Source organism: Parafrankia sp. EUN1f, assembly GCF_000177675.1.
Taxonomy (GTDB): domain Bacteria; phylum Actinomycetota; class Actinomycetes; order Frankiales; family Frankiaceae; genus Parafrankia.
Genome location: NZ_ADGX01000014.1, coordinates 56153 through 82746 on the forward strand (window position 1 = coordinate 56153; position 26594 = coordinate 82746).

Annotated in this window: 23 protein-coding genes and 3 tRNA genes; 24 read left to right on the forward strand and 2 right to left on the reverse strand. The window is 68.8% G+C overall.

The annotated features are described in order from the left end of the window. Positions 1 to 64 precede the first annotated feature (64 nt). From FREUN1FDRAFT_RS06150 to FREUN1FDRAFT_RS06170, 5 genes are all read left to right on the forward strand, one after another. A tRNA-Thr gene (locus FREUN1FDRAFT_RS06150) sits at positions 65 to 137 on the forward strand. A 94-nt stretch (positions 138 to 231) separates the two neighbouring features. Beyond that, positions 232 to 308, forward strand: a tRNA-Met gene (locus FREUN1FDRAFT_RS06155). 94 nt (positions 309 to 402) lie between these two features. Then, positions 403 to 567, forward strand: coding sequence for a 50S ribosomal protein L33 (rpmG, locus tag FREUN1FDRAFT_RS06160; RefSeq protein ID WP_006539112.1), 165 nt, complete (start codon positions 403 to 405; stop codon positions 565 to 567). A gap of 268 nt (positions 568 to 835) precedes the next feature. After that, a complete protein-coding gene (locus FREUN1FDRAFT_RS06165) occupies positions 836 to 1291 on the forward strand; it encodes a MaoC family dehydratase N-terminal domain-containing protein (protein WP_006539113.1) in 456 nt (151 codons plus the stop codon). 20 nt (positions 1292 to 1311) lie between these two features. Then, a complete protein-coding gene (locus FREUN1FDRAFT_RS06170) occupies positions 1312 to 1749 on the forward strand; it encodes a MaoC/PaaZ C-terminal domain-containing protein (protein WP_006539114.1) in 438 nt (145 codons plus the stop codon). A 231-nt stretch (positions 1750 to 1980) separates the two neighbouring features. Here FREUN1FDRAFT_RS06170 and FREUN1FDRAFT_RS06175 read toward each other — a convergent pair whose 3' ends face one another. Continuing rightward, a complete protein-coding gene (locus FREUN1FDRAFT_RS06175) occupies positions 1981 to 3180 on the reverse strand; it encodes a pyridoxal phosphate-dependent aminotransferase (RefSeq protein WP_006539115.1) in 1200 nt (399 codons plus the stop codon). 175 nt (positions 3181 to 3355) lie between these two features. On the opposite strand from FREUN1FDRAFT_RS06175, the gene FREUN1FDRAFT_RS06180 reads away from it, so the two are divergent. The 10 genes from FREUN1FDRAFT_RS06180 to FREUN1FDRAFT_RS06225 all read left to right on the forward strand — a co-directional run bounded on the left by FREUN1FDRAFT_RS06180 (position 3356) and on the right by FREUN1FDRAFT_RS06225 (position 17357). Next, positions 3356 to 3428: transfer RNA gene (locus tag FREUN1FDRAFT_RS06180), tRNA-Trp, on the forward strand. Between the two features lie 32 nt (positions 3429 to 3460). Beyond that, the gene (gene secE / locus FREUN1FDRAFT_RS06185) at positions 3461 to 3724 is read left to right on the forward strand and encodes a preprotein translocase subunit SecE (protein WP_006539116.1); all 264 of its coding nucleotides are present in this window, start codon (positions 3461 to 3463) and stop codon (positions 3722 to 3724) included. Between the two features lie 239 nt (positions 3725 to 3963). After that, complete coding sequence (gene nusG, locus FREUN1FDRAFT_RS06190; RefSeq protein WP_006539117.1) at positions 3964 to 4764, forward strand: transcription termination/antitermination protein NusG; 801 nt, start codon at positions 3964 to 3966, stop codon at positions 4762 to 4764. A 35-nt stretch (positions 4765 to 4799) separates the two neighbouring features. Then, on the forward strand, positions 4800 to 5234 hold the full coding sequence (rplK, locus tag FREUN1FDRAFT_RS06195) for a 50S ribosomal protein L11 (protein WP_006539118.1): 435 nt from the start codon (positions 4800 to 4802) through the stop codon (positions 5232 to 5234). Between the two features lie 174 nt (positions 5235 to 5408). Further along, on the forward strand, positions 5409 to 6122 hold the full coding sequence (rplA, locus tag FREUN1FDRAFT_RS06200; protein ID WP_006539119.1) for a 50S ribosomal protein L1: 714 nt from the start codon (positions 5409 to 5411) through the stop codon (positions 6120 to 6122). A gap of 402 nt (positions 6123 to 6524) precedes the next feature. Beyond that, positions 6525 to 7103, forward strand: coding sequence for a 50S ribosomal protein L10 (rplJ, locus tag FREUN1FDRAFT_RS06205; protein WP_006539120.1), 579 nt, complete (start codon positions 6525 to 6527; stop codon positions 7101 to 7103). Positions 7104 to 7199: 96 nt separating this feature from the next. Then, a complete protein-coding gene (gene rplL / locus FREUN1FDRAFT_RS06210; RefSeq protein ID WP_006539121.1) occupies positions 7200 to 7592 on the forward strand; it encodes a 50S ribosomal protein L7/L12 in 393 nt (130 codons plus the stop codon). 1873 nt (positions 7593 to 9465) lie between these two features. Further along, positions 9466 to 12891, forward strand: coding sequence for a DNA-directed RNA polymerase subunit beta (rpoB, locus tag FREUN1FDRAFT_RS06215; protein WP_006539122.1), 3426 nt, complete (start codon positions 9466 to 9468; stop codon positions 12889 to 12891). Positions 12892 to 13026: 135 nt separating this feature from the next. Beyond that, positions 13027 to 16917: a DNA-directed RNA polymerase subunit beta' gene (locus tag FREUN1FDRAFT_RS06220; protein WP_006539123.1), complete on the forward strand. Its 3891-nt coding sequence runs from the start codon at positions 13027 to 13029 to the stop codon at positions 16915 to 16917. Between the two features lie 113 nt (positions 16918 to 17030). Further along, a complete protein-coding gene (locus tag FREUN1FDRAFT_RS06225) occupies positions 17031 to 17357 on the forward strand; it encodes a hypothetical protein (protein WP_006539124.1) in 327 nt (108 codons plus the stop codon). A 77-nt stretch (positions 17358 to 17434) separates the two neighbouring features. Here the strand turns inward: FREUN1FDRAFT_RS06225 and mug are convergent, their stop codons facing one another. After that, the gene (gene mug / locus FREUN1FDRAFT_RS06230; protein ID WP_006539126.1) at positions 17435 to 18178 is read right to left on the reverse strand and encodes a G/U mismatch-specific DNA glycosylase; all 744 of its coding nucleotides are present in this window, start codon (positions 18176 to 18178) and stop codon (positions 17435 to 17437) included. Positions 18179 to 19084: 906 nt separating this feature from the next. Between mug and rpsL the strand changes: the two genes are divergently transcribed. The 9 genes from rpsL to rplB all read left to right on the forward strand — a co-directional run bounded on the left by rpsL (position 19085) and on the right by rplB (position 26567). Then, positions 19085 to 19459: a 30S ribosomal protein S12 gene (gene rpsL / locus FREUN1FDRAFT_RS06235; RefSeq protein ID WP_006539127.1), complete on the forward strand. Its 375-nt coding sequence runs from the start codon at positions 19085 to 19087 to the stop codon at positions 19457 to 19459. Further along, complete coding sequence (gene rpsG / locus FREUN1FDRAFT_RS06240; protein ID WP_006539128.1) at positions 19459 to 19929, forward strand: 30S ribosomal protein S7; 471 nt, start codon at positions 19459 to 19461, stop codon at positions 19927 to 19929. Before rpsL ends, rpsG begins: the two co-directional genes overlap by 1 nt. Positions 19930 to 19935: 6 nt before the next feature. Further along, positions 19936 to 22032, forward strand: a complete 2097-nt coding sequence (gene fusA / locus FREUN1FDRAFT_RS06245; protein ID WP_006539129.1) for an elongation factor G — start codon at positions 19936 to 19938, stop codon at positions 22030 to 22032. Positions 22033 to 22110: 78 nt separating this feature from the next. Then, complete coding sequence (gene tuf / locus FREUN1FDRAFT_RS06250; protein ID WP_006539130.1) at positions 22111 to 23304, forward strand: elongation factor Tu; 1194 nt, start codon at positions 22111 to 22113, stop codon at positions 23302 to 23304. A 297-nt stretch (positions 23305 to 23601) separates the two neighbouring features. Then, positions 23602 to 23910: a 30S ribosomal protein S10 gene (rpsJ, locus tag FREUN1FDRAFT_RS06255; protein ID WP_006539131.1), complete on the forward strand. Its 309-nt coding sequence runs from the start codon at positions 23602 to 23604 to the stop codon at positions 23908 to 23910. Between the two features lie 18 nt (positions 23911 to 23928). Beyond that, a complete protein-coding gene (gene rplC / locus FREUN1FDRAFT_RS06260; protein ID WP_006539132.1) occupies positions 23929 to 24642 on the forward strand; it encodes a 50S ribosomal protein L3 in 714 nt (237 codons plus the stop codon). Next, entirely contained in the window at positions 24639 to 25382 is a 744-nt protein-coding gene (gene rplD / locus FREUN1FDRAFT_RS06265; protein WP_006539133.1) for a 50S ribosomal protein L4, read from the forward strand. The genes rplC and rplD overlap by 4 nt, the downstream gene beginning before the upstream one ends. Next, entirely contained in the window at positions 25379 to 25675 is a 297-nt protein-coding gene (gene rplW / locus FREUN1FDRAFT_RS06270) for a 50S ribosomal protein L23 (RefSeq protein WP_006539134.1), read from the forward strand. Before rplD ends, rplW begins: the two co-directional genes overlap by 4 nt. 58 nt (positions 25676 to 25733) lie before the next feature. Continuing rightward, positions 25734 to 26567 carry a 50S ribosomal protein L2 gene (gene rplB, locus FREUN1FDRAFT_RS06275; RefSeq protein WP_006539135.1) on the forward strand — a complete coding sequence of 278 codons (834 nt, stop codon included), beginning with the start codon at positions 25734 to 25736 and terminating at the stop codon, positions 26565 to 26567. Positions 26568 to 26594 lie beyond the last annotated feature (27 nt).

Genomic DNA, 26594 nt, shown 5'->3' on the forward strand with positions numbered 1-26594 from the left:
AAACTGGTGGGGGCCCGCCCGCCACGAAGGCTCCGGAGTCGTGTAACGTGAGTTCCGCGAACGCGCCCCTTTAGCTCAGTCGGCAGAGCGTCTCCATGGTAAGGAGAAGGTCTACGGTTCGATTCCGTAAAGGGGCTCAGGCGGTCCGGTGCCGGGTGGGATCGTGATCGGCAGTAAGTGGTACGTCCGCTTATACTGTCTTCGGGTCTTCGCCCGGCGGTGATCCGTCCTGGCGGTGTAGCTCAGTCTGGCAGAGCAAGCGGCTCATAATCGCTGTGTCGCCGGTTCAAGTCCGGCCACCGCTACCATCGGGTCGCGGCACACCGTGTAACCCCCAGGGGGTCTGGTGAGTCGCGACCCCTTGGCTTGTTAAGCATTCGAGACAGGAAGAGGCCTCTCGCCGTGGCTGCCACCGACGTTCGTCCGAAGATCACAATGGCGTGTCAGGTGTGCAAGCACCGCAACTACATCACGCGCAAGAACCGGCGGAACGACCCCGACCGTCTCGAGCTGCGCAAGTTCTGCCCGAACTGCCGCACGCACACGGAGCACCGCGAGACCCGCTGACCGATCGAGGTCGCACTCTCGCGGCAGGCGGCGGATCGTATCGCCGCTCCCGGCGCTGGCGGTGTTTCAGGTTCCGCCGGTGGCCGTAAGAGATGTTTGCCCGGGCGGGTCCGAAATCTCTCGGACCCGCCCGGGTTCTTTGCTGTTCTGGCCTCTGTCCAGGAGGGCACGACGCTGCGCCCGGTAGGGTCCTGAACCGGTCGGATGGACCGGCGTAGCCCGATCCGATCCCGCCGACGTCGGGCCCTCGTCGAGATCGGAGCGTGCTGTGCCGCTGAACCAGGACTTCGTCGGTCGTAGCTACACGTCCGAGGTGCCCTTCCAGGTGGGCCGTGAGCACATCCGCCAGTTCGCCCGTGCGATCGGCGACGACAATCCGCTCTACCACGACGTGGCGGCGGCGAAGGCGGCCGGTCACGCCGATCTGCTCGCGCCGCCGACCTTCCTGGTCACCACCATTCCGGGAAGCCTCGGCCTGCCGACCGACGATCCGGCGCTGGGGTTGGACTACTCGCTCGTCGTGCACGGCGAGCAGAGATTCACCTTCCACCGGCCGTTGGTGGCCGGCGACGAGCTGGTCGTGCGGTCCACGCTGGCCTCCATTCGGCCGGTCGGGCGCAACGAGGTGCTCGTCACGGCGTACGACTTCCTGACGACGAGCGGCGAGCTCGTCGCCGAGGGGACCTGCAGTCTGGTGTCCCGCGGCACGGCTCCGCCGCGGTGAACGACCGATCGGAGCTGTGGATGCCTTCCACTGTCAGCGCTGTCAGCTACGACGAGGTTGCTGTGGGTACCGAGATCGGCGACCGGATCTTCACCCTGCGCCGGTCCGATCTGGTGCGGTATGCCGGTGCCTCGGGAGACTTCAATCCCATCCACTGGAACGAACGGGTGGCCCAGGAGGCGGGGCTGCCAGGGGTGCTCGCGCACGGCATGCTGACGATGGCCACCGCGGGTCGTCTGGTCACCGACTGGGCCGGTGATCCGGGGGCAGTGATCGAGTACGGTGTGAAGTTTTCCTCACCGGTTGTGGTGCCTGACGACGACGAGGGCGCCCAGGTCTCGGTCCAGGGCGTTGTCGAGAAGAAGCTGGACGGTGGCCGCGTCGTGGTGAACCTCACAGTTCGCCACCAGGGTGCCAAGGTCCTCATGGCCGCGCGGGCGACGGTCCAGCTTTCCTGAGCGGCGGCCGGGGCCCGTCGGCGAGCCGGCCCCACTCGCCGGCGAGTGGGGCCGGCCGCCAGGCCACGGAATGGCTGTGGGCCCGTGAGACGGCTGTGGGCCCGTGAGACGGCTCTGAGGCCACGAGAGGGCTCTGAGACCACGAGAGGGCACTGAGACCACGAGACGGCACGGGCCCCGCGGCGGCTCGCCGCGGGGCCCGTGCTGGGAACTCGGAGTGCTTCGGAGCGCTCAGGCCGCCTCGGCCAGCAGGGCCGCGAGCCGCCGGACACCCTCGACCAGGTCGTTGTCCCCGAGGGCGTAGGACAGCCGGGCGAAGTTCGGGGTGCCGAAGGCCTCGCCGGGGACGATCGCGACGCCGGCCTCCTCCAGGATGAGCTGGCACAGGTCGCCGGACGTGGTCGGGGTCTTCCCCCGCAGGGTGCGGCCGATCACGCCCTCCAGCGACGGGTAGGCGTAGAAGGCGCCGTCCGGGAGCGGGCACTGCACGCCCGGGATCTGGACGAGCATCTCGTGCATGGTCTTGCGGCGGCGGTCGAACGCCGTCCGCATCTCGTAGACGGCGTCGAGGGGACCCGCGACGGCCGCGAGCGCCGCGGCCTGCGCGACGTTGCAGACGTTCGACGTGGCGTGGGACTGCATGTTGGTGGCGGCCTTGATGATGTCGAGAGGGGCGATCATCCAGCCGACCCGCCAACCGGTCATCGCGTAGGTCTTGGCCACACCGTTGACGACGATCCAGCGGTCGCCGAGCTCCGGTGCCTCGACGGGCATCGAGGAGAAGCGCGCGTCGCCGTAGACGAGGTGCTCGTAGATCTCGTCGCTGATCACGTAGATGCCGGCCTCGGCTGCCCAGCGGCCGATGGCGCGGACTTCCTCCGGTGTGTGGACGGCGCCGGTCGGGTTCGACGGCGAGCAGAACAGCAGAACCTTGGTGCGGGGGGTCCGGGCGGCCTCGAGCTGCTCGACGGTCACCCGATAACCGGCGTCAGGGCCGGTCACGACATCGACGGGGACACCGCCGGCGAGTCGGATCGCCTCGGGATAGGTCGTCCAGTAGGGCGCCGGCAGGAGGACCTCGTCGCCGGGGTCGAGCAGGGTCGCGAACGACTGGTAGACGGCCTGCTTGCCGCCGTTGGTGATGAGGACCTGACTCGGCTCGATGACCAGGTTGGAATCCCGCCTGGTCTTCTCCGCGACGGCCTCACGCAGGTCCGGCAGGCCCGCGGCCGGGGTGTAGCGGTGCATGGCCGGTGCGCGGCACGCCTTCTCCGCGGCGGCGACGATGTGCTCGGGCGTGGGAAAATCGGGCTCGCCGGCACCGAAGCCGATCACGTCCCTGCCCGCGGCGCGCATCGCCTTGGCGGTCGCGTCGACGGCTAGGGTCGCGGAGGGCGCGATGCCTGCGATGCGGTGGGAGATCCTGCTCATGGGTCGCCATGCTGCCACGGGGGAGCGGTCTGGGGCCGGCCCGTCCGGCCCGTCCTGGGGCGACTAGCGGACGTCCAAGAGCACCGTGTGGCGAGCTTCTGGGCGATGACGGGGTATGCTCGATCCGCTCGGTCTGTCGGGCCCGCTTGCGGGCCCAAAAGTTCGAGTACGTCTAAGGGGCGTGGCTCAATTGGTAGAGCACCGGTCTCCAAAACCGGCGGTTGCAGGTTCGAGTCCTGTCGCCCCTGCGTTGGACCGACGAACGAGTGGGTGGAGCTGAGTGGCGACCGATACGCGTGACGCGGCACCGCGGGCCGGCCGGTCCGCGCGGGCTGACCGTCGTCGGTCGCCGTTCTCGATTGTCCGCAGGATTCGTCAGTTCGTCCGCGAGGTCATCGGGGAGCTCCGCAAGGTCGTCTACCCGGGGCGTAGCGAGCTGGTCACCTACGTGATCGTCGTGCTTGTCTTCGTCACGGTGATGACGGCCTTCGTTGCTGGCCTTGACTTCGGCCTGACGAAGGCGGTCCTCGCGGTCTTCGGCTGATACCGAGGCCGCGTCGGGTTCCGAGCCGGGCTGACCGATGGTCGGCGTGGCCCGGTGCCTGGCCTGGCGGGTTCTGGCCTGATCCCGGTTCGCCCCGTCGCGTCGTGCGCGGGTTGAGGTGCCGGCCACAGGCGGGCACCGCGGGCGGGTCCAGTCCAGAAGGGCCGTTCGGCGGGTGACGGCCGTCAGCGACAGAACCACCCACTAGTGCATCCGTCCACGAGAGAAGGATCGGCCGCGTGTCCCAGTCTCCCGAGCACGCTTCCTCCGAGCAGGGGGAGGCGCTCGAACGCCTCGACCCCGTCGCGGCGTTCGAGCGCGATGAGGTCGCGAGCACGGATGCCGCGGCTGAACCCGACGTGGACGACGCCGAGTCGGTAGACCAGGCCGAATCGGCCGACCAGGCGGAGGTGGACGTGCCCTCGGCGGCGGCCTCGGCCCCAGGCGCCGAGGCCGAGCCGGCGGAGGACGACGCCGACGACCTGCTCCGTGCGCTGGAGGAGGCGCCGGGCGAGTGGTACGTCGTGCACTCCTACGCGGGTTACGAGAACAAGGTCAAGGCCAATCTCGAGACCCGGATCTCCAGCCTCAACATGGAGGACTACATCTTCCAGATCGAGGTGCCCACCGAGGAGGTCCCGGTGGTCAAGAACGGCAAGCGCCAGCTCGTCCTGCAGAAGAAGTACCCCGGCTACATCTACGTCCGGATGGATCTCACCGACCAGTCCTGGTCGGCGGTCCGGAACACGCCGGGTGTGACCGGGTTCGTGGGCCTCACGAACCGGCCTTCGCCGCTGCGCCGCGAAGAGGTGGTCGCCATCCTCGCGCCGGTCGCGCCGAAGGAGAAGAAGGTCGAGACGGTCAAGGCCCAGGAGTTCGAGGTCGGGGAGTCCGTCACGGTCATGGACGGCCCGTTCGCCACCCTGCCTGCCACCATCAGCGAGATCAACCTCGACGCGCAGCGCCTCAAGGTGCTTGTCTCCATCTTCGGTCGGGAGACGCCGGTCGAGCTCCAGTTCAACCAGGTCGCGAAGATCTGATCCGCTCCGTAGAACTCCGGTAGGAAGACGAACAGATGCCTCCCAAGAAGAAGAAGATCACTGCGCTGATCAAGCTCCAGATCAACGCCGGCAAGGCGACCCCGGCCCCGCCGGTCGGCCCGGCCCTCGGCCAGCACGGCGTGAACATCATGGAGTTCTGCAAGCAGTACAACGCGGCCACCGAGTCGCAGGCCGGCAACGTCGTGCCGGTCGAGATCACGGTGTACGAGGACCGTTCCTTCACCTTCGTCACCAAGACCCCGCCGGCCGCGCGGCTGATCCTCAAGGCCGCCGGTGTCGACAAGGGCAGCGGCACGCCGCACCGGGTCAAGGTCGCGAAGCTGACGCCGGCCCAGGTCCGTGAGATCGCCCAGACGAAGCTGCCCGACCTGAACGCGAACAGCATCGAGGCGGCAGAGAAGATCATCGCGGGCACCGCTCGGTCGATGGGTATCACCGTCGGCGAGTGAGGCCCTTCCGTGGTCGCCGCGTGACCACGGAGCTGTACGACCACGAACACGGTGCCGCGACGACTCCGTCGCGGCCAGGTATGTGGGAGGGCCTGTCCCGTTCCGACCCTGTCCGGGATCACTCCGGACCCGGTGTCGGGTGGCCAGGACCCGCCAACACCACAGGGAGAGCACATGAAGCGCAGCAAGGCGTACCGCGCCGCGGCTGAGAAGATCGACCGGGCCGCTCTCTACAGCCCGCTTGAGGCCGCGAAGCTGGCCCGCGAGACGTCCTCCACGAAGTACGACGCGACCGTCGAGGTCGCGATCCGTCTCGGTGTGGACCCGCGCAAGGCGGACCAGATGGTCCGCGGCACGGTCAACCTGCCGCACGGCACCGGAAAGTCGCCGCGGGTCGCCGTCTTCGCCGCCGGTGAGAAGGCCGCCGAGGCCGCCGCCGCCGGTGCGGATGTCGTCGGCAGCGACGACCTGGTCGCGCGGATCCAGGAGGGCTTCCTCGACTTCGACGCCACGGTGGCCACGCCGGACCAGATGGCGAAGGTCGGGCGGATCGCCCGTATCCTCGGCCCGCGTGGCCTGATGCCCAACCCGAAGACCGGGACGGTCACCCTCGACGTGGCCAAGGTCGTCGGTGACATCAAGGGCGGTAAGATCAACTTCCGGGTCGACAAGCAGGGCAACCTGCACATCGTCATCGGCAAGGTGAGCTTCTCGGAGGCACAGCTCATCGAGAACTACGGCGTGGCGCTGGACGAGATCGTCCGGGTCAAGCCGTCCGCGGCGAAGGGCCGTTACCTCAAGAAGATCACCTTCGCGACGACGATGGGCCCCGGTATCCCGGTGGACCCGAACCGGACCCGCAACCTCCTGGAGGAGACCCCGGTCTGACCGGGCGTCGCGGACGTCGCGCGTCGACATCGCGCGCGGACTCCGAAGGGGCACGCACCGTTTTTCGGGCGTGCCCCTTCGTTCGTTCCTACGCCGGTGCCTGCTACCATTGCCAACAGTTCCACACCGAAGACCGCTGGTCGTTCTTCAGCTGTCAGGGTTCCGGTTTGTCGCGGGATCCAGGCGCTGGAGGCCGAAGGCTCGGGTTTCCGAGCGGCCCGCGCAGGTGGCGAACGGGAAGTCGCTACGAAGACCGTCAGGTTCGCTGGTCGTCCACTTCGATGGGCCGCCAGCCTCCCGGGCACAGTCGGATGTTCATGACGCCCCCGCGCCTCTCTGCGCCGGGGCGTTCGTTGTTTCCAGGGCTTGTCGGCATGGCCGGCCGACACCTGAAGGAGCCCGATGGCGAACTCGGAGAAGACCGCCGCCGTGGCGGAGATCGCCGAGGAGTTCCGTGGTTCGACCGCCGCGGTGCTGACCGAGTATCGCGGCCTCACGGTGAGCCAGCTCACCGAGCTGCGTCGCACCCTCGGCGAGACCACTCGTTACGCGGTGGTCAAGAACACCCTCACCAAGATCGCGGCAGAGCAGGCCGGGGTCTCCGGCCTCGATGACCTGCTCGTCGGCCCGACCGCCGTGGCCTTCGTCGGGGGCGACCCCGTCGAGGCGGCGAAGGGGCTGCGGGACTTCGCCCGCGCCAACCCGGCCCTGATCGTCAAGGGCGGGTACGTCGAGGGCAAGGCGATGACCGCGGACGAGATCCGCAAGCTCGCCGACCTGGAATCCCGCGAGGTGCTGCTCGCCAAGCTCGCCGGGGCGATGAACGGCTCCCTGGCGAAGGCGGTCGGCCTGTTCGCGGCTCCGCTGTCCCAGGTCGCCCGCCTCGTGGAGGCGCTGCGCGCACAGCGCGAGGCGACGGCCGGCGCCGAGCCGGCTGCGGCCGAGGCGGTCGCGGTCGAGGCAGCTGCCACCGACGCCTGAGCGATCCCCGCTCACCACGGACCATCCCCCGCACGAAGGCCCGGCTGACCGGGCGCCGGATCACCTGATCGGCATTACCAGGAAGGAACCGCCACCATGGCGAAGCTTTCGACCACCGAGCTCCTCGACGCCTTCAAGGAGATGACTCTCCTCGAGCTCTCCGAGTTCGTGAAGGAGTTCGAGGACACCTTCGGCGTGACCGCTGCCGCTCCGGTCGCCGTCGCGGCCGCGCCGGCTGCCGGTGGCGGCGGCGGCGAGGCTGCCGCGGCCGAGGAGCAGGACGAGTTCGACGTGATCCTCGAGTCCGTCGGCGACAAGAAGATCCAGGTCATCAAGGAAGTCCGCGCGCTCACCAGCCTGGGCCTCAAGGAGGCCAAGGACCTCGTCGACGGCGCGCCGAAGCCCGTCCTCGAGAAGGTTGCCAAGGAGGCCGCTGAGAAGGCCAAGGCGGCTCTCGAGGGCGCTGGCGCCACGGTCACCGTCAAGTAGTTCGCCAGGTGCCGCTGAGCGGCACCTGTGGCATCTGAAGCCCCGTCCTGGACGCTCCAGGGCGGGGCTTCGCCGCGTCCGGTGGTGGGTCTGTGCGGCTGCGGGCCGCGCGGGCCGGGGCCGGGGCCGGGGCCGGGGGCCGCGTCATTCCGGCGACCAGCCTGTCGCGGAATCGCGCCAGCCGAGATCGGTAACCGGGCGGACGCGGCTGCTGTCGCCACGGGCAGGCGGCAGTCGCAGCGGCGGCCCGAAGCGTTGAGGATCTGGTCGTTCGTGAGCCTGTCGCAGGCTGGCGCCGATCAAGATTGCCAGTCGGTGGGCGGGAAGGCTCGCGCTCCTGGAACGCGGGCGGACCTCCGAGCGCCCGGTAGCCCGGTAGCCCGGTAGCCCGGTTTGGCGAGTCGCAAGAGTGAACGATTTTGGTCGTCGGAACGACCAAAATCCTTACTTCTTGCGGGTCGCCAGGCAGTTCGGCGCCCCTTTTGCGCCTCTTGAGGTGAATTGCCGATGCTGCGCGGCGGTGCGGGATCCTCGATGGGTGGCCGTGCGGGTGGGGTTCGCGTTCCATCGGCGCGGTTCCGCCAAGCCCATGCCGGTAAATCGGATCCGCCGCATCTCAGGATTCTGCTGAAGGCTGCCTCGCGGCCGAGATCCTCAAGTCCCCGCTCGACGGCTGTGGCAGCGGCAGCGTCAGCGGCAGCGGTAGTGGCGGCGGTAGTGGCAGCGGCAGCGACGGCGGCGGTAACGGCAGCTCGGAGAGCCGAGGATCGCCGTCCTGGCGACCGCGAGCCTCAGGTCGTGCTTGGTGGCAGCGGCGACGCCGACTGGTGGCGGGAGCCAGGCGGGCGCCAGGCGGGCGCCATCAGTGGTAAGACCTACGTGCTGTCCGTCGGTCGGGGCCGGTGCGCAGCGTGACGACGTGCGGGGGGCTGGTGGCCCGCGGGCGGCCGGGCCGGGAGGCGGACCGTCTGCTCGAATCACCGGCTTCATGCATGAATGGCCTTTTCACGACGCATGTCCGTATGTGGCGGGCGGGCTCTCGGCGACGGGCCGACCCCGGGCGCGGGCCCGGCCTCGGCCGGAACTGCCAGTCAGCGCGGGCCCTTGCCCGAGACGATGTTGGCTTCGGGCCCTTGACGAGCTCCCGGGCAACGGAGTTCCATCGTTTTGCGAACCTTCGTCGGGAAGCGGCGCGTGACTTGATCATGTCTCGTCCTTGCCAGCAGTGAAGCCCTCGGCTACACTGCTAGTTTGCGCTGTCTTTCTCGTTACATCGGGCTCGTCGGTAACACGTTCGACATCGGGATCCGGCCCCATCGGGTGATCGGGTTCGCGCTGCGGAGCGGTCCGCGGCCCTCCGGCTCAGTGGCCGAGGGCTCGCCGCCCCAGCGGGTTCGGGTGACGCGAGAGCGGCGTGGCCGTGCCTCGTTCGCGAGCACGGCGGCCCGGCTGTCCGCAACGAGACCCGAACGAGACTTCTCGCCCTTGCACCGACACATCGATCCGAGACCGCCGCGCCGGCGGCGCCTGGGCATTCCAGCGCCTGCCGACCAGACCCGCGGCGGCTTTGTCGTGCCCGGAGCCTTCGCTGGCCCGGATGCCCCGTGGACCTCTGCCCCGGCTGCTCCGCTCGACCCACTCGGCCGGTTCGGCCCGACCGCCCCGTTCGCGCAGGCGTCCGCGGGGGCGGGCATTGCCCGACGGACTGTCATATCGGCGAAGGAGCCTCCCTCTCGGGATCGTCGCATTGCCGGGGCACCCCCCGCCGATGTTCCGCATAACCGTAGCGAGACACTGATCACCTGACCACCCCCAAACGGATCCTTGACATCCGCGACGCCAGCCCCACGATCAGGCCACCGGAAGGACCACCTTGGCCGCCTCGCGTTCCGCCTCCCGCATCTCGTTCGCCAAGATCATCGAGCCTCTCGAGGTCCCGGATCTTCTCGCCCTGCAGACGCAGTCGTTCGATTGGCTGATCGGTAACGACGCCTGGGCGGAGCGGGTCCAGGAGAGCATCGACGCCGGTAGGGACGACGTCCCCATCACCTCCGGGCTCGAGGAGGTCTTCGAGGAGATCTCCCCGATCGAGGACTTCTCCGGCTCGATGTCCCTGTCCTTCCGGGATCACAGGTTTGAGCCTCCCAAGTACTCCGTCGAGGAGTGCAAGGACAAGGACATGACGTTCTCGGCGCCGCTGTTCGTCACCGCCGAGTTCACCAACAACACCACTGGCGAGATCAAGAGCCAGACCGTGTTCATGGGCGACTTCCCGCTCATGACCACGAAGGGCACGTTCGTCATCAACGGCACCGAGCGAGTGGTGGTCAGCCAGCTCGTCCGGTCCCCGGGCGTCTACTTCGAGAAGGCGATCGACAAGGCGTCCGACAAGGATCTTTTCTCCTGCAAGATCATCCCCTCGCGAGGGGCCTGGCTCGAGTTCGAGATCGACAAGCGGGACACCGTCGGCGTGCGCATCGACCGCAAGCGCCGCCAGTCGGTCACCGTGCTGCTCAAGGCGCTGGGCTGGGACGAGGCGCGCATCCTGGAGCGGTTCGGCGAGTTCCCGTCGATGCGGGTGACGCTGGAGAAGGACCACACCTCCAGCCAGGACGACGCGCTGCTCGACATCTACCGCAAGCTGCGCCCGGGCGAGCCGCCGACGCGGGAGTCGGCGCAGACCCTGCTGGAGAACCTCTTCTTCAACCCGAAGCGCTACGACCTGGCCAAGGTCGGCCGCTACAAGGTCAACAAGAAGCTGGAGCTCGAGGTCGCGTACGACGTCGGCGTCCTCACCGAGGACGACGTCGTACGCACGATCGAGTACATCGTCAAGCTGCACGCGGGCCAGGAGCCGGACACCTACGAGGTCGACGACATCGACCACTTCGGTAACCGGCGTCTGCGCACCGTCGGCGAGCTCATCCAGAACCAGGTCCGCCTGGGCCTCGCCCGGATGGAGCGCGTCGTGCGCGAGCGCATGACGACCCAGGACGTCGAGGCGATCACGCCGCAGACCCTGATCAACATCCGGCCGGTCGTCGCCTCCATCAAGGAGTTCTTCGGCACCAGCCAGCTGTCCCAGTTCATGGACCAGACGAATCCGCTGGCCGGGCTGACCCACAAGCGCCGTCTGTCGGCGCTGGGCCCCGGCGGTCTGTCCCGGGAGCGGGCCGGCTTCGAGGTCCGTGACGTGCACCCCAGCCACTACGGCCGGATGTGCCCGATCGAGACGCCGGAAGGCCCGAACATCGGTCTGATCGGCTCGCTGTCGACGTTCGCGCGGGTCAACCCGTTCGGCTTCGTCGAGACCCCGTACCGCAAGGTGGAGAACGGCCGGGTCACCGGCCAGATCGACTACCTGACCGCGGACGAGGAGGACCGGCACGTCAAGGCGCAGGCGAACACCCCGCTGAACGCGGACGGCTCGTTCGCCGAGGAGCGCGTCCTGGTCCGCCGTAAGGGCGGTGAGGTCGAGTTCATCCCGCCGGACGAGGTCGACTACATGGACGTCTCGCCGCGCCAGATGGTGTCGGTGGCGACGGCCATGATCCCGTTCCTCGAGCACGACGACGCCAACCGTGCCCTCATGGGCTCGAACATGCAGCGCCAGTCGGTTCCGCTGCTGCGCTCGGAGGCTCCGCTGGTCGGTACCGGCATGGAGGCCCGCGCGGCCAAGGATGCCGGTGACGTCGTCGTCTGCGCGCAGTCCGGCGTGGTCGAGGACCTGTCGGCGGACTACATCACCGTCATGCACGACGACGGCACCCGGCGCACCTACCGGCTGGCGAAGTTCCGCCGGTCGAACCAGGGCACCTGCATCAACCAGAAGCCGATCGTCTTCGAGGGGGACCGGGTCGAGGCCGGCCAGGTCATCGCGGACGGTCCGTGCACCGACAACGGCGAGATGGCGCTGGGCAAGAACCTGCTCGTCGCCTTCATGCCGTGGGAGGGGCACAACTACGAGGACGCGATCATCCTCTCCCAGCGCCTCGTCCAGGACGACGTCCTCTCCTCGATCCACATCGAGGAGCACGAGGTCGACGCCCGGGACACCAAGCTGGGCCCTGAGGAGATCACCCGGGACATCCCGAACGTGGCCGAGGAGGTCCTGGCGGACCTCGACGAGCGCGGCATCATCCGGATCGGTGCCGAGGTCTCGCCCGGTGACGTGCTGGTCGGCAAGGTCACCCCGAAGGGTGAGACCGAGCTGACCCCGGAGGAGCGCCTGCTGCGCGCGATCTTCGGTGAGAAGGCCCGGGAGGTCCGTGACACCTCGCTGAAGGTGCCGCACGGCGAGTCCGGCAAGGTCATCGGTGTCCGCGTGTTCTCCCGGGAGGACGGCGACGAGCTGCCGCCGGGTGTGAACGAGCTGGTCCGCGTCTACGTGGCCCAGAAGCGGAAGATCACCGACGGTGACAAGCTCGCCGGCCGCCACGGCAACAAGGGTGTCATCGCCAAGATCCTGCCCGTCGAGGACATGCCCTTCCTCTCCGACGGCACCGCGGTCGACGTCGTCCTGAACCCGCACGGCGTGCCGCGGCGTATGAACATCGGCCAGATCCTGGAGACCCACCTCGGGTGGGTGGCCAAGACCGGGTGGCAGGTCGACTCCGGCTCCGAGGACTGGAAGGAGCGCCTGCGCGGCATCGGCGCCGACGCCGCCCCGCCCGGAACGAACGTGGCGACGCCGGTCTTCGACGGCGCCCGCGAGGAGGAGATCACCGGCCTGCTCGACGCCACCCTGCCGAACCGGGACGGTACGCAGCTCATCGGCTCCTCGGGCAAGGCCGAGCTGTACGACGGCCGCACGGGGGAGCCCTACCCGTACCCGGTGGCGGTCGGCTACATCTACATCCTCAAGCTCCTGCACCTGGTCGACGACAAGATCCACGCCCGGTCGACCGGCCCCTACTCGATGATCACGCAGCAGCCGCTCGGTGGTAAGGCACAGTTCGGTGGCCAGCGGTTCGGCGAGATGGAGGTGTGGGCGTTGGAGGCGTACGGCGCCGCCTACGCCCTGCAGGAGCTGCTGACGATCAAGTCCGACGACGTCGTGGGCCGCGTCAAGGTCTACGAGGCCATCGTCAAGGGCGAGAACATCCCGGAACCCGGTATCCCGGAGTCGTTCAAGGTCCTCATCAAGGAGATGCAGTCGCTGTGCCTCAACGTCGAGGTGCTGTCCAGCGACGGTGTCTCGATCGAGATGCGGGACACCGACGAGGACGTCTTCCGCGCGGCGGAGGAGCTCGGTATCGATCTGTCGCGGCGTGAGCCGAGCAGCGTCGAGGAGGTCTGACGTGACGGGGGGCCTGGTCTAGCCAGGCCAGGCCCCCGACCCCGTCCACTCGTGCCACCCGGCGCGGCACCCACCGGTGCCTGACCGGGGGCCCCGGCAGCGTCCCGACTGAGAAAGAGAGAGCAGGCGACAGTCTTGCTGGACGTCAACTTCTTCGACGAGCTGCGCATCGGTCTGGCCACCGCGGACGACATCCGCCAGTGGTCGTTCGGTGAGGTCAAGAAGCCGGAGACGATCAACTACCGCACCCTCAAGCCGGAGAAGGACGGGCTCTTCTGCGAGAAGATCTTCGGTCCGACCCGGGACTGGGAGTGCTACTGCGGGAAGTACAAGCGGGTCCGGTTCAAGGGCATCATCTGTGAGCGCTGTGGCGTCGAGGTAACCCGCGCCAAGGTGCGTCGTGAGCGGATGGGCCACATCGAGCTCGCCGCCCCGGTCACCCACATCTGGTACTTCAAGGGTGTGCCGAGCCGTCTCGGCTACCTGCTCGACCTGGCGCCGAAGGACCTGGAAAAGGTCATCTACTTCGCCGCCTACATGATCACCAAGGTCGACGCCGACGGCCGGCACCGCGACCTGCCGACTCTCGAGGCCCGCATCGGCGTCGAGAAGCAGCAGCTCGAGGACAAGAAGAACGCCGACGTCGAGACCCGCCAGCGCAAGCTGGAGGAGGACCTCGCGCAGCTGGAGGCCGAAGGGGCCAAGGGCGACGCGCGCCGCAAGGTCCGCGAGTCGGCCGAGCGCGAGATGCGCCAGATCCGGGACCGTTCGCAGCGCAAGATCGACGACCTCGAGCGGGTCTTCGAGCGCTTCAAGAACATGAAGGTCCAGGACCTGGAGCCGGACGAGCTGCTCTACCGCGAGCTGCGCGACCGGTTCGGCCAGTACTTCGAGGGCGGCATGGGCGCCGAGGCGCTGCAGCGCCGGCTCGCCGAGTTCGACCTGGCCTCCGAGGCGGAGTCGCTGCGCGAGACCATCCGCAGCGGCAAGGGGCAGAAGAAGGCCCGTGCGCTCAAGCGGCTCAAGGTCGTGTCGGCGTTCCTCAACACCCGCAACTCCCCGATGGGGATGGTGCTGGACTGCGTCCCGGTCATCCCGCCGGACCTGCGCCCGATGGTGCAGCTCGACGGTGGCCGGTTCGCGACGTCCGACCTGAACGACCTGTACCGCCGGGTCATCAACCGGAACAACCGGCTGAAGCGGCTGCTCGACCTCGGCGCGCCCGAGATCATCGTCAACAACGAGAAGCGGATGCTGCAGGAGGCCGTCGACGCGCTGTTCGACAACGGCCGCCGCGGCCGGCCCGTCACCGGGCCCGGCAACCGTCCGCTCAAGTCGCTGTCCGACATGCTCAAGGGCAAGCAGGGCCGGTTCCGCCAGAACCTGCTCGGCAAGCGAGTCGACTACTCCGGCCGTTCGGTCATCGTCGTCGGCCCGCAGCTGAAGCTGCACCAGTGCGGCCTGCCCAAGCAGATGGCGCTGGAGTTGTTCAAGCCGTTCGTGATGAAGCGGCTGGTCGACCTCAACCACGCGCAGAACATCAAGTCGGCGAAGCGCATGGTCGAGCGGGCCCGCCCCGTCGTGTGGGACGTGCTCGAAGAGGTCATCACCGAGCACCCCGTGCTGCTCAACCGGGCGCCGACCCTGCACCGGCTCGGCATCCAGGCGTTCGAGCCGCAGCTGGTCGAGGGCAAGGCGATCCAGATCCACCCGCTGGTCTGCACCGCCTTCAACGCCGACTTCGACGGTGACCAGATGGCGGTGCACCTGCCGCTGTCCGCCGAGGCGCAGGCCGAGGCGCGGATCCTGATGCTGTCGAGCAACAACATCCTGTCGCCGGCGTCGGGACGTCCGCTGGCCATGCCCAGCCTCGACATGGTCACCGGGGTGTTCCACCTGTCCCGGATGGCCGACAGTGCCGTGGGCGAGGGTCGGTACTTCTCCGGCGTGGCCGAGGCGCAGATGGCCTTCGACGCGCGTGAGATCCAGCTGCAGGCCCGCATTCAGGTGCGGCTGCGGGAGAGCACGCCGCCGACCGACTGGGTGCCGCCGGCGGACTGGCTGCCGGGTGACCCGTTCACCCTGGAGACCACGTTCGGGCGCTGCCTGCTCAACGAGGCGCTGCCGGAGGGCTACCCCTTCATCAACGCCCAGCTGAACAAGAAGGCACAGGCCGCGATCGTCAACGACCTGGCCGAGCGGTACCCGAAGATCCAGGTGGCGGCGACGCTGGACGCCCTCAAGAGCGCCGGCTTCTACTGGGCCACCCGGTCCGGTGTGACGGTCGCGATCGAGGACGTCATCGCCCCGCCGAACAAGGGCGAGATCCTCGACGAGTACGAGCAGCGGGCCGACCGGGTGCAGAAGCAGTTCGACCGCGGTTTCCTCTCCGACGAGGAGCGCCGCAGCGAGCTGGTTCAGATCTGGACCGAGGCGACGAACAAGATCGCCGAGGCCATGGAGGCGAACTTCCCGGAGACCAACCCGGTCTACACGCTGGTCAACTCCGGGGCCGCCGGAAACATGATGCAGATCCGGCAGCTCGCCGGTATGCGTGGTCTGGTCTCCAACCCCAAGGGTGAGATCATCCCGCGGCCGATCAAGGCGAACTTCCGCGAAGGCCTCACCGTGCTCGAGTACTTCATCTCGACGCACGGTGCCCGTAAGGGTCTCGCGGACACCGCCCTGCGGACCGCCGACTCCGGCTACCTGACCCGCCGTCTGGTCGACGTCAGCCAGGACGTCATCGTCCGCGATGACGACTGTGGCACCGAGCGTGGCATCCTCACCCGGATCGCGCGCAAGGGCCCGGACGGAACGCTGGTGCGCGACCGTTACGCGGAGACCTCCGCGTACGCCCGCACGCTGGCCTCCGACGCCGTCGACGCCCAGGGCGAGGTCGTCGTCCCGGCCGGGGCCGACGCGGGTGACGTGGTCATCGGCCAGATCATCGAGGCCGGCATCGAGACGGTGCGGGTGCGCTCCGCGCTCACCTGCGAGTCGCGGATGGGCGTCTGCGCGCAGTGCTACGGCCGCTCGCTCGCCACCGGCAAGCTGGTGGACGTCGGCGAGGCCGTCGGTATCGTCGCCGCCCAGTCGATCGGTGAGCCGGGTACGCAGCTGACGATGCGTACCTTCCACTCGGGCGGTGTCGCCGGTGACGACATCACCCAGGGTCTGCCCCGAGTCGTCGAGCTGTTCGAGGCCCGTAGCCCCAAGGGCAAGGCTCCGATCAGCGAGGTGGTCGGCCGGGTCAAGATCGAGGAGACGGAGAAGACCTTCAAGGTCGTCATCGTCCCCGACGACGGCAGCGAGGAGATCGCCTACCCGGTGTCCCGCCGCTCCCGGCTGCGGGTCCGTGAGGGTGAGCGGGTCGATGTCGGCGCCCAGCTCATCGACGGTGCCGTCGACCCGCACGAGGTGCTGCGCATCCTCGGCCCGCGCCAGGTGCAGCTGCACCTGGTCGACCAGGTGCAGGAGGTGTACCGGTCGCAGGGTGTGTCGATCCACGACAAGCACATCGAGATCATCATCCGCCAGATGCTCAAGCGGGTGAACGTGCTGGAGTCGGGGGAGACCGCGCTGCTGCCCGGCGAGCTCGTCGAGCGGGCCCGGTTCGAGAGTGAGAACCGCCGCGTGGTGGAGACCGGCGGCCAGCCGGCCTCGGCCCGCCCGGTGCTCATGGGTATCACCAAGGCCTCGCTCGCCACGGAGTCGTGGCTGTCGGCGGCGTCCTTCCAGGAGACCACCCGGGTGCTCACCGACGCGGCGATCAACGCCCGCTCGGACTCGTTGGTCGGCCTCAAGGAGAACGTCATCATCGGAAAGCTCATCCCGGCGGGTACCGGTATCTCCCGGTACCGCAACATCCGGGTGGAGCCGACCGACGAGGCGCGCGCGGCGATGTACTCCGTCAGCGGCTACGACGACGGCGGCTCGGTCGAGTACGGCGCGTTCGGCGCCGGCTCCGGCCAGGCCGTCCCGCTGGACGAGTTCGACTACCGCAGCTCCGGCGACTACCGCTGATCCGCTCCGGGCGGGCTGACCAGCCCGCCCGGCCGGTCTGACGCGGCACGGCCCGGCAGGCCCACATCAGGTGGGCCTGCCGGGCCGTTCGCGTTCCTGGGCGCGTCAAGGGCGTGTGCTCGGGGTGGGATCACAACGCGCTGCTCCAGCGCGACCACCGCAGCCGTGCTCAGGTCCGGAACTGTCTGCGGGCGGCGGCCCGGCTCGGCCGTGACGTCGTCGTGCCCTCCGCTGTCCTGGCCGAGCTCTACCGCGGCGCGGGCCGCAGCGTGGCGGTGGACGCCCTGCTCGCCCGGGATGCCGAGGCGCTGTGCCTGCGCGACACGGACCGCTCGATGGCCCGGCTCGTCGGCGCGGTGCTGGCCCAGGCCGGGCTCGGTTCCCGGTATCTCGCCGACGCGCACGCGGTGCCGCCGCGGTCGAGGCCGGCGGTGGTGTGATCCTCACCGGCGACGCTTCGGATCTCGGCCGGCTGGCCAATCCCTATCCCACCGTGACGGTGGAGAGCCTCGGCGGTTCAGCCGGGCGGGAGAGGTCCTGACCCGCTCACCGCCTCGCGCAGCTCGCTGTAGACGCGCACCAGGTCCGGAAGCTGGTAGTGGGCGTTGAGGCCGCTGGGGTTCGGCAGCAGCCAGACGCCGGCCGGGCCGAGGCGCTCCGCCTGCCGGCCCACCTTCGCCGACCGCCGGCCGAAGCCGATGCGGTAGGCGGCCAGGCCCAGGAACGCCACCCACTCCGGCTGGACCCGCTCCACCAGCACGGTGAGGGTCGCCACGCCCGCCCGCACCTCGTCGTCGTCGATCTCGTCGGCACGCGCCGTCGCCCGGTGCACCAGGTTGGTGATGCCGATGCCGCAGGAGCGCAGTTCGTCGGTCTCCGACGGATGCAGCCGCCGGGGGGTGAATCCGGCCAGGTGCAGGACCGGCCACAGCCGGTTGCTCGGCGTCCCGAAATGGAATCCGGTCGCCCCGGACTCCAGGGACGGGTTGATGCCGCACAGCAGCACCCGGGTCTCGGGGCCGACGAGGTCGGGGACGGTCCTGCCGTAGGCGGCGAGCACCTCCGCACGGCTGGGCCGGGTCGGCAGCTCCCGCCGGCGGGTTGCCTGGCCGTGCGTGTCGCCTGCGCCGGCCGTGTCGCCTGCGCCGACCGTGCTGGCCGAGCCGGCCGTGCTGGCCGTGTCGGCCGTGTCGGCCGTGCCGGGCGTGGGGGCGGCGGTCGGTGGCTCGGAGGTGGCGGGAAACGGTGGAGAGCTGCGCACGGCGCCATCCTTCACCTCGAGGCCCGCCGGCCTTCCAACGGGCTGGGCGAGAACTCGAGGCTCACGGTCGCAGGAGAGGGTGTCGAGCCGCCACCGTGGCTGCCGCTGCCGCTGCCGCTGCCGCTGCCGCCGCTGCGGCCGGCAGCGGCAGCTGCCAGGCAAAGGTTGAGGATTTCGGCTGTTCTGACGGCCAAGATCCTCGGGTCTTGCCCGGTAGCAACGCTGAGCTGGGACCGATTCGGCGAGTCGCGACGGATGCCGCGAGTCGACGCCCGTCGGCAACGACCGGGATGACCGTCTGCGACGGCAGGGATGAGAGCGCCGGCCGCAAACATTCCAACAACACTCGCGGGCAACACGGCAGAAAGACACCGGTAGCGCACCGATGATCGGACCCATCGGTGTGGGCCTTGCGGTGGACGGAGAAGCCGCAGGCCAGGGCGTCGGTTGCCCGATCCCGGGTGTCGTGGTCGTCGGCTGATACCCCGTTCGACACTTGACGCGGGCGTGGAGTAATGTTGGTGCCTGTGGCTGGAGCCCACGTGGCTCCGGCGTGTGTCCTGCGCCCTGTCGTGGCGCCGTGGCGCCGAGAACCAACCGGTGGGTTCCTGCTGGACTGAGGTCCGCGTGAACCAGGCGGTCAGGTGATCAGGCAGCCGTCGGTGACTGTCAGGTTCGGGCCGACTGGCAGTCGGGTGGGCGCGCTCCTTCTGGGACAGTTCGGTTCATCCGAATCGTTCGGAAGGCGCGACACGCCCGACCGCGTGGGTCGGCAGAGGGGCACACCGGCGCTCACACTCCGTGCCAGACGGCCAGGAGCGGCACCGTTACACAGCAGGCAGACAGGCCGGCCATCCGGGATGGCTGCCGACGAGTACGACGAGGCACGAAGGAACGGGAGCGGCGTTGCCCACGATCCAGCAGTTGGTCCGCAAGGGCCGGCAGGACAAGGTCGAGAAGACCAAGACCCCGGCACTCAAGGGGAGCCCGCAGCGTCGTGGCGTGTGCACCCGCGTCTACACGACCACGCCCAAGAAGCCGAACTCGGCGCTGCGCAAGGTCGCTCGCGTCCGGCTGAACAGCGGGATCGAGGTCACCGCCTACATCCCCGGGGTTGGTCACAACCTGCAGGAGCACTCGATCGTCCTGGTGCGCGGTGGCCAAGTGAAGGACCTTCCGGGCGTTCGCTACAAGATTGTCCGTGGCGCTCTCGACACGCAGGGCGTCCGTAACCGGAAGCAGGCTCGCAGCCGCTACGGCGCGAAGAAGGAGAAGGGCTGATGCCGCGCAAGGGGCCCGCGCCCAAGCACGCCGTCGTCGTCGACCCGGTCTACGGCTCGCCGCTGGTGACCGCTCTGGTCAACAAGGTGCTGCTGAGCGGCAAGAAGTCGGTGGCGGAGCGCATCGTCTACGGTGCGCTCGAGGGCGCCAAGAACAAGACCGGCAACGACCCGGTCGTCACGCTCAAGCGCGCGTTGGACAACGTCAAGCCCACCCTTGAGGTGCGCAGCCGCCGGGTCGGTGGCGCCACCTACCAGGTGCCGGTCGAGGTCCGCGCGGGCCGCAGCACGACGCTGGCTCTGCGCTGGATCGTCGGGTACGCCCGTGGCCGTCGTGAGAAGACGATGACCGAGCGTCTGATGAACGAGCTGATCGACGCGAGCAACGGCCTCGGCGCAAGCGTGAAGCGCCGGGAGGACACCCACAAGATGGCGGAGTCCAACAAGGCCTTCGCCCACTACCGCTGGTAACTCATCATGGCTGCTGACGTACGTGCCGCGCTGGCCGCGACCCGCAACATCGGGATCATGGCCCACATCGACGCGGGCAAGACCACGACCACCGAGCGGATCCTCTACTACACCGGTGTGAACTACAAGATCGGTGAAGTCCACGAGGGTGGCGCCACGATGGACTGGATGGAGCAGGAGCAGGAGCGGGGGATCACCATCACCTCCGCCGCCACCACCTGCTCGTGGCGCGATCACACCATCAACATCATTGACACTCCGGGCCACGTCGACTTCACCGTCGAGGTGGAGCGGTCGCTGCGGGTCCTCGACGGAGCGGTTGCCGTGTTCGACGCCGTCGCCGGCGTCGAGCCGCAGAGCGAGACGGTGTGGAAGCAGGCCGACCGCTACGACGTCCCGCGGATCGCGTTCGTCAACAAGATGGACCGGGTCGGCGCCGAGTTCCACCGCTGTGTCGACATGATGATCGACCGGCTGGACGCGACGCCCGCCGTCATCCAGCTGCCCTGGGGCGTCGAGGCCGACTTCCGTGGCGTGATCGACCTGATCCGCATGAAGGGCCTGCTCTGGCACACCGAGGACAAGGGCGCCTCGTACGAGACGGTCGACATCCCCGAGGACCACGCCGAAGCCGCGCAGGAGTGGCGGGAGAAGCTGGTCGAGACGGTCTCCGAGAACGACGACGAGCTCATGGAGCTCTACCTCGAGGGCGTCGAGCCCAGCGAGGAGCAGCTCATGGCGGCGCTGCGGCGGGCGACCGTCAGCAGCAAGGTCAACCCGGTCCTCTGCGGTTCCGCGTTCAAGAACAAGGGCGTCCAGCCCATGCTTGACGCGGTCATCGACTTCCTGCCCTCGCCGACCGACATCGGCTCCGTCATCGGCCACGCGGTCGGTAACGAGGACACCGAGGTCGTCCGCAGGGCCGACGAGGACGAGCCGTTCTCCGCTCTCGCCTTCAAGATCATGTCGGACCCGTACGTCGGCAAGCTGACCTACATCCGGGTGTACTCCGGCAAGATCAGTGGTGGTTCCGCGGTCCTGAACTCGACCAAGGACCGCAAGGAACGGATCGGCCGCATCCTCCAGATGCACGCCAACCACCGGGAGGACCGCGAGGGCGCGGGCGCCGGCCAGATCGTCGCCGTGGTGGGCCTGAAGAACACCACCACCGGTGACACGCTGTGCGACCCGAACTCGCCGGTCATCCTCGAGTCGATGATCTTCCCTGCCCCGGTCATCGACGTCGCCATCGAGCCGAAGACCAAGGCCGACCAGCAGAAGCTGGGCACCGCGATCCAGCGTCTCGCCGAAGAGGACCCGACCTTCCAGGTCCGCACCGACGAGGAGACCGGCCAGACGGTCATCGCCGGGATGGGCGAGCTGCACCTCGACGTCCTGGTCGACCGGATGCGCCGCGAGTTCGGTGTCGAGGCCAACGTCGGCAAGCCGCAGGTGGCCTACCGGGAGACCATCCGCCGCAAGGTGGAGAAGGTCGACTACACCCACAAGAAGCAGACGGGTGGCTCCGGTCAGTACGCTCGCGTGATCATCGACCTCGAGCCTTCCGGCGGCGACGGCGGCGGTTACGAGTTCTCGAACAAGGTCACCGGCGGTCGCATCCCCAAGGAGTTCATCCCCTCGGTGGACGCCGGCTGCCAGGAGGCCATGGAGTTCGGCGTCCTGGCCGGCTACCCGCTGGTGGACGTCAAGGTCACCCTGCGGGACGGTCAGTTCCACGAGGTGGACTCCTCGGAGCTCGCCTTCAAGATCGCCGGCTCGATGGCCTTCAAGGACGCGGCGCGCAAGGCTGACCCGGTCATCCTCGAGCCGCTGATGTCGGTCGAGGTCACGACACCCGAGGACCACATGGGTGACGTGATCGGCGACCTGAACTCACGCCGTGGGCAGATCCAGGCGATGGACGAGCGGGGCGGTTCCCGCATCGTCAAGGCTCTGGTCCCGCTCTCGGAGATGTTCGGGTACGTCGGCGACCTGCGTTCGAAGACCTCCGGTCGGGCGAGTTACTCGATGCAGTTCGACTCCTATGCCGAGGTTCCCGCGAACGTCGCCAAGGAGATCATCGCGAAGGCAAGGGGCGAGTAACAACGCTCCGGGGGCCGGGCTGCCGGCACCACTGACGACTACACCAGCACGACACCACCCGTCCTTGGAGGGACACCAGTGGCGAAGCAGAAGTTCGAGCGGACCAAGCCGCACGTCAACATCGGCACCATCGGTCACATCGACCATGGCAAGACGACGCTGACTGCGGCCATCACCAAGGTTCTGCACGACGCGCACCCGGACCTCAACCCCTTCACGCCGTTCGACCAGATCGACAAGGCGCCGGAGGAGAAGGCCCGCGGTATCACGATCTCGATCGCGCACGTCGAGTACCAGACCGACGCGCGGCACTACGCGCACGTCGACTGCCCCGGCCACGCCGACTACATCAAGAACATGATCACCGGTGCCGCGCAGATGGACGGCGCGATCCTGGTGGTCTCGGCGACCGACGGCCCGATGCCGCAGACGAAGGAGCACGTGCTCCTCGCCCGCCAGGTCGGCGTGCCGTACATCGTCGTCGCGCTGAACAAGGCCGACATGGTCGACGACGAGGAGATCCTCGAGCTCGTCGAGCTCGAGGTCCGGGAGCTCCTGAACACCTACGAGTTCCCCGGCGACGACGTGCCGGTCATCCGCGTCTCCGCGCTCAAGGCGCTGGAGGGCGACAAGGAGTGGGGCGCGAAGCTCCTCGAGCTCATGGCGGCGGTGGACGCGTCCATCCCCGAGCCCGAGCGTGACATCGACCGGCCGTTCCTCATGCCGATCGAGGACGTCTTCACGATCACCGGTCGTGGCACGGTCGTCACCGGCCGTATCGAGCGTGGAATCGTCAAGGTCAACGAGACCGTCGAGATCGTCGGTATCAAGGACGCGACCACGACGACGACCGTGACCGGCGTCGAGATGTTCCGCAAGCTGCTCGACGAGGGCCAGGCCGGTGACAACGTCGGTCTGCTCCTGCGTGGCATCAAGCGCGAGGACGTCGAGCGCGGCCAGGTCATCGTCAAGCCGAAGTCGATCACCCCGCACACGGTGTTCGAGGCGCGCGTCTACATCCTCAACAAGGACGAGGGTGGCCGGCACACGCCGTTCTTCAAGAACTACCGGCCGCAGTTCTACTTCCGCACCACCGACGTGACCGGCGTCGTGACCCTCCCCGAGGGCACCGAGATGGTCATGCCGGGCGACAACACCGAGATGACGGTCGAGCTCATCCAGCCGATCGCCATGGAGGAAGGTCTGCGCTTCGCCATCCGCGAGGGTGGCCGGACCGTCGGTGCGGGCCAGGTTCTGAAGGTCATCAAGTAGTAACGGCGGGCGGCGGGTGCCTCCACGGGGCCCCGCCGCCCGCTATTGCTGCCCGGCGGCACGCCGGGGCGACTCCGATCGCCCCGGGTCAGTGCGAGACCGGGCTCGGAAGTTGCCTGCGGGCCGCGCTGCGGAACCGATAGGCGTCAGACAAGGCGGTACACCCGGCACGAATCCGGCCCGGCCGGGCTGCCGTCGATCCCGACGGCAGCCCGCGCCGCGCAGCGCCGGACAGGTCGACGGGGACCCGGTAGTGATACCGGCCGGACGAGACAGACAGGACAGGCGAAGCCCACCATGGCGGCACAGAAGATCCGCATCCGGCTCAAGGCCTATGACCACGAGGTCATCGACAGCTCGGCGCGGAAGATCGTCGAGACCGTGACGCGTACCGGTGCGCAGGTCGCGGGTCCGGTGCCGCTGCCGACGGAGAAGAACGTCTACTGCGTCATCCGGTCGCCGCACAAGTACAAGGACAGCCGCGAGCACTTCGAGATGCGGACGCACAAGCGGCTGATCGACATCCTTGACCCGACGCCGAAGACGGTCGACTCGCTGATGCGCCTCGACCTGCCCGCCGGCGTGGACATCGAGATCAAGCTGTAAGAGGGGCCGGCGCCAGTCATGCTCAACCGCAATTACAGAGGGCTCCTGGGCACCAAGCTCGGGATGACCCAGGTATGGGACGCGAACAACCGCGTCGTGCCGGTCACCGTCATTCAGGCCGGCCCCAACGTCGTGACCCAGGTCAAGACGACAGACAACGACGGCTACTCCGCCGTCCAGCTCGGCTTCGGCGAGATCGACCCGCGTCGGATCAACAAGCCGCTGCGAGGCCACTTCGAGACCTCCGGGGTCACCCCCCGGCGGCATCTGGTGGAGCTCCGCACGGCGGACGCCGGCAACTACCGGGCCGGCCAGGAGCTGACCGGTGAGCTGTTCGACGCCGGTCAGGTCGTCGACGTCACCGGCACCTCCAAGGGCAAGGGCTTCGCCGGTGTCATGAAGCGGCACGGCTTCAAGGGCCTGGGCGCCGGTCACGGCGTCGAGCGCAAGCACCGCTCCCCGGGATCGGTCGGTGGCTGTGCCACCCCGGGCCGGGTCTTCAAGGGCCTGCGGATGGCCGGTCGGATGGGGCACGCCCGGGTCACCGTGGCCGGGCTGACCATCCACGCCGTGGACACCGAGCGTGGTTTTCTGCTGATCAAGGGTGCGGTCCCCGGCCCCGACGGCGGTCTGGTCTTCGTGCGCAGCGCGGCCAAGCGGCCCGCGCCGGAGCCGCTCGCTCCGGTGGCCGAAGGTGCGACCGCTGGCACCGCTGAGGAGGCCTCGGCATGAGCGCGACGGCAACAGTGACGAAGGAAGACTCCGCCGAGGTGGACGCGCCGGTCGACCGCACGGTCCCGGTGCACGCGCCGGCGGGTGGCGACGCGGGCAGCGTCGAGCTGCCGGGTGCCGTCTTCGACGTGCCGCTCAACGTGCCGCTCATCCACCAGGTCGTGGTGGCGCAGCTCGCCGCGGCGCGGCAGGGCACGCACGACACCAAGACCCGGGGCGAGGTTCGCGGTGGTGGCCGCAAGCCGTACCGCCAGAAGGGCACCGGTCGCGCCCGCCAGGGTTCGCTGCGGGCGCCGCAGTTCACCGGTGGTGGCGTCGTCCATGGCCCGAAGCCGCGCAACTACGACCAGCGCACGCCCAAGAAGATGAAGGCCGCCGCGCTGCGCGGTGCCCTGTCCGACCGGGCCCGCAACGACCGGGTGCACGTGGTGTCCTCGCTGGTCGCCGGCGACGCGCCGTCGACCAAGGCCGCCTTCAAGGCGCTGACCAGCCTGGTCGACGCCCGCCGGGTGCTGGTCGTCGCGCAGCGTTCGGACGAGCAGACGTGGCTCAGCCTGCGCAACGTCGCGGCCGTGCACCTGCTCGACCCGGGCCAGCTCAACACGTACGACGTGCTGGTGAGCGACGACGTGGTGTTCACCGAGGGCGCGCTCGCCGCGTTCCTCGCGCGTGGCTCCCGTCCGGCGGCTGACAACGGCAGCCTGGCCGGCAGCCCGGCTGGCGAGCAGGAGGACAAGTGATCCCCGACCCGCGTGACATCATTCTTCGCCCGGTCGTCTCCGAGAAGAGCTACGGCCTGCTCGACGAGAACGTCTACACGTTCATCGTCCGCCCCGACGCCAACAAGACGCAGATCAAGCTCGCCGTGCAGAAGATCTTCAACGTGCGGGTCACCAGCGTCAACACGATCAACCGGCAGGGCAAGCGCAAGCGGACGAAGTCCGGCTGGGGACACCGCCCGGCCACCAAGCGTGCGCTCGTGAGCCTCGCGCCCGGTGACACCATCGAGATCTTCGGAGGCCCCGGTGCCTGACACCCGCGTGGGGCTCACCCGGGTGCCGCACAGCCCGGCGTCGGATCGGAAGTAGAGCATGGGTATTCGTAGGTACAAGCCGACGACGCCGGGGCGCCGTGGGTCGAGCGTCGCAGACTTCGTCGAGATCACCCGTGATCACCCCGAGAAGTCCCTCGTCCGGCCGCTGCACTCCAAGGGCGGTCGTAACGTTCACGGGCGGATCACCACCCGGCACCAGGGTGGTGGCCACAAGCGCGCCTACCGGCTCATCGACTTCCGTCGGGACAAGGACGGCGTGCCGGCCAAGGTCGCGCACATCGAGTACGACCCGAACCGCACCGCGCGCATCGCGCTGCTGCACTACCTGGACGGCGAGAAGCGCTACATCCTCGCCCCGGTGAAGCTGCGCCAGGGCGACATGGTGAGCTCGGGCGTCGGCGCCGACATCAAGCCGGGCAACGCCCTGCCGCTGCGTAACATCCCGACCGGCACCGTGGTGCACGCGATCGAGCTGCGCCCCGGCGGCGGCGCCAAGATCGCCCGCAGCGCCGGCGCCAGTGTGCAGCTCGTCGCCAAGGACGGTCCGTACGCCCAGCTCCGGATGCCCTCCGGTGAGATCCGCAACGTCGACGTGCGCTGCCGCGCGACCGTCGGCGAGGTGGGCAACGCCGAGCAGAGCAACATCAACTGGGGCAAGGCCGGCCGTATGCGCTGGAAGGGCCGTCGGCCCACCGTGCGCGGTGTCGCCATGAACCCGGTCGATCACCCGCATGGTGGTGGTGAGGGCAAGACCTCCGGTGGTCGCCACCCGGTCAACCCGAAGGGCCGTCCCGAGGGTCGGACCCGGCGGACCAAGAAGTCCAGCGACGCGATGATCGTGCGTCGGCGCAAGCAGAACAGGCGGCGGTAACAATGAGCGTGCCGGCCACCTCGATCC

Coding starts and splice junctions, on each gene's coding strand:
- FREUN1FDRAFT_RS06170 (WP_006539114.1), top strand. CDS start 1,312: ATGCCTTCCACTGTCAGCGCTGTCAGCTACGACGAGGTTGCTGTGGGT.
- FREUN1FDRAFT_RS06175 (WP_006539115.1), bottom strand. CDS start 3,180: ATGAGCAGGATCTCCCACCGCATCGCAGGCATCGCGCCCTCCGCGACC.
- rplK (WP_006539118.1), top strand. CDS start 4,800: ATGCCTCCCAAGAAGAAGAAGATCACTGCGCTGATCAAGCTCCAGATC.
- rplA (WP_006539119.1), top strand. CDS start 5,409: ATGAAGCGCAGCAAGGCGTACCGCGCCGCGGCTGAGAAGATCGACCGG.
- rplJ (WP_006539120.1), top strand. CDS start 6,525: ATGGCGAACTCGGAGAAGACCGCCGCCGTGGCGGAGATCGCCGAGGAG.
- rplL (WP_006539121.1), top strand. CDS start 7,200: ATGGCGAAGCTTTCGACCACCGAGCTCCTCGACGCCTTCAAGGAGATG.
- rpsG (WP_006539128.1), top strand. CDS start 19,459: ATGCCGCGCAAGGGGCCCGCGCCCAAGCACGCCGTCGTCGTCGACCCG.
- fusA (WP_006539129.1), top strand. CDS start 19,936: ATGGCTGCTGACGTACGTGCCGCGCTGGCCGCGACCCGCAACATCGGG.
- rpsJ (WP_006539131.1), top strand. CDS start 23,602: ATGGCGGCACAGAAGATCCGCATCCGGCTCAAGGCCTATGACCACGAG.
- rplC (WP_006539132.1), top strand. CDS start 23,929: ATGCTCAACCGCAATTACAGAGGGCTCCTGGGCACCAAGCTCGGGATG.
- rplD (WP_006539133.1), top strand. CDS start 24,639: ATGAGCGCGACGGCAACAGTGACGAAGGAAGACTCCGCCGAGGTGGAC.
- rplB (WP_006539135.1), top strand. CDS start 25,734: ATGGGTATTCGTAGGTACAAGCCGACGACGCCGGGGCGCCGTGGGTCG.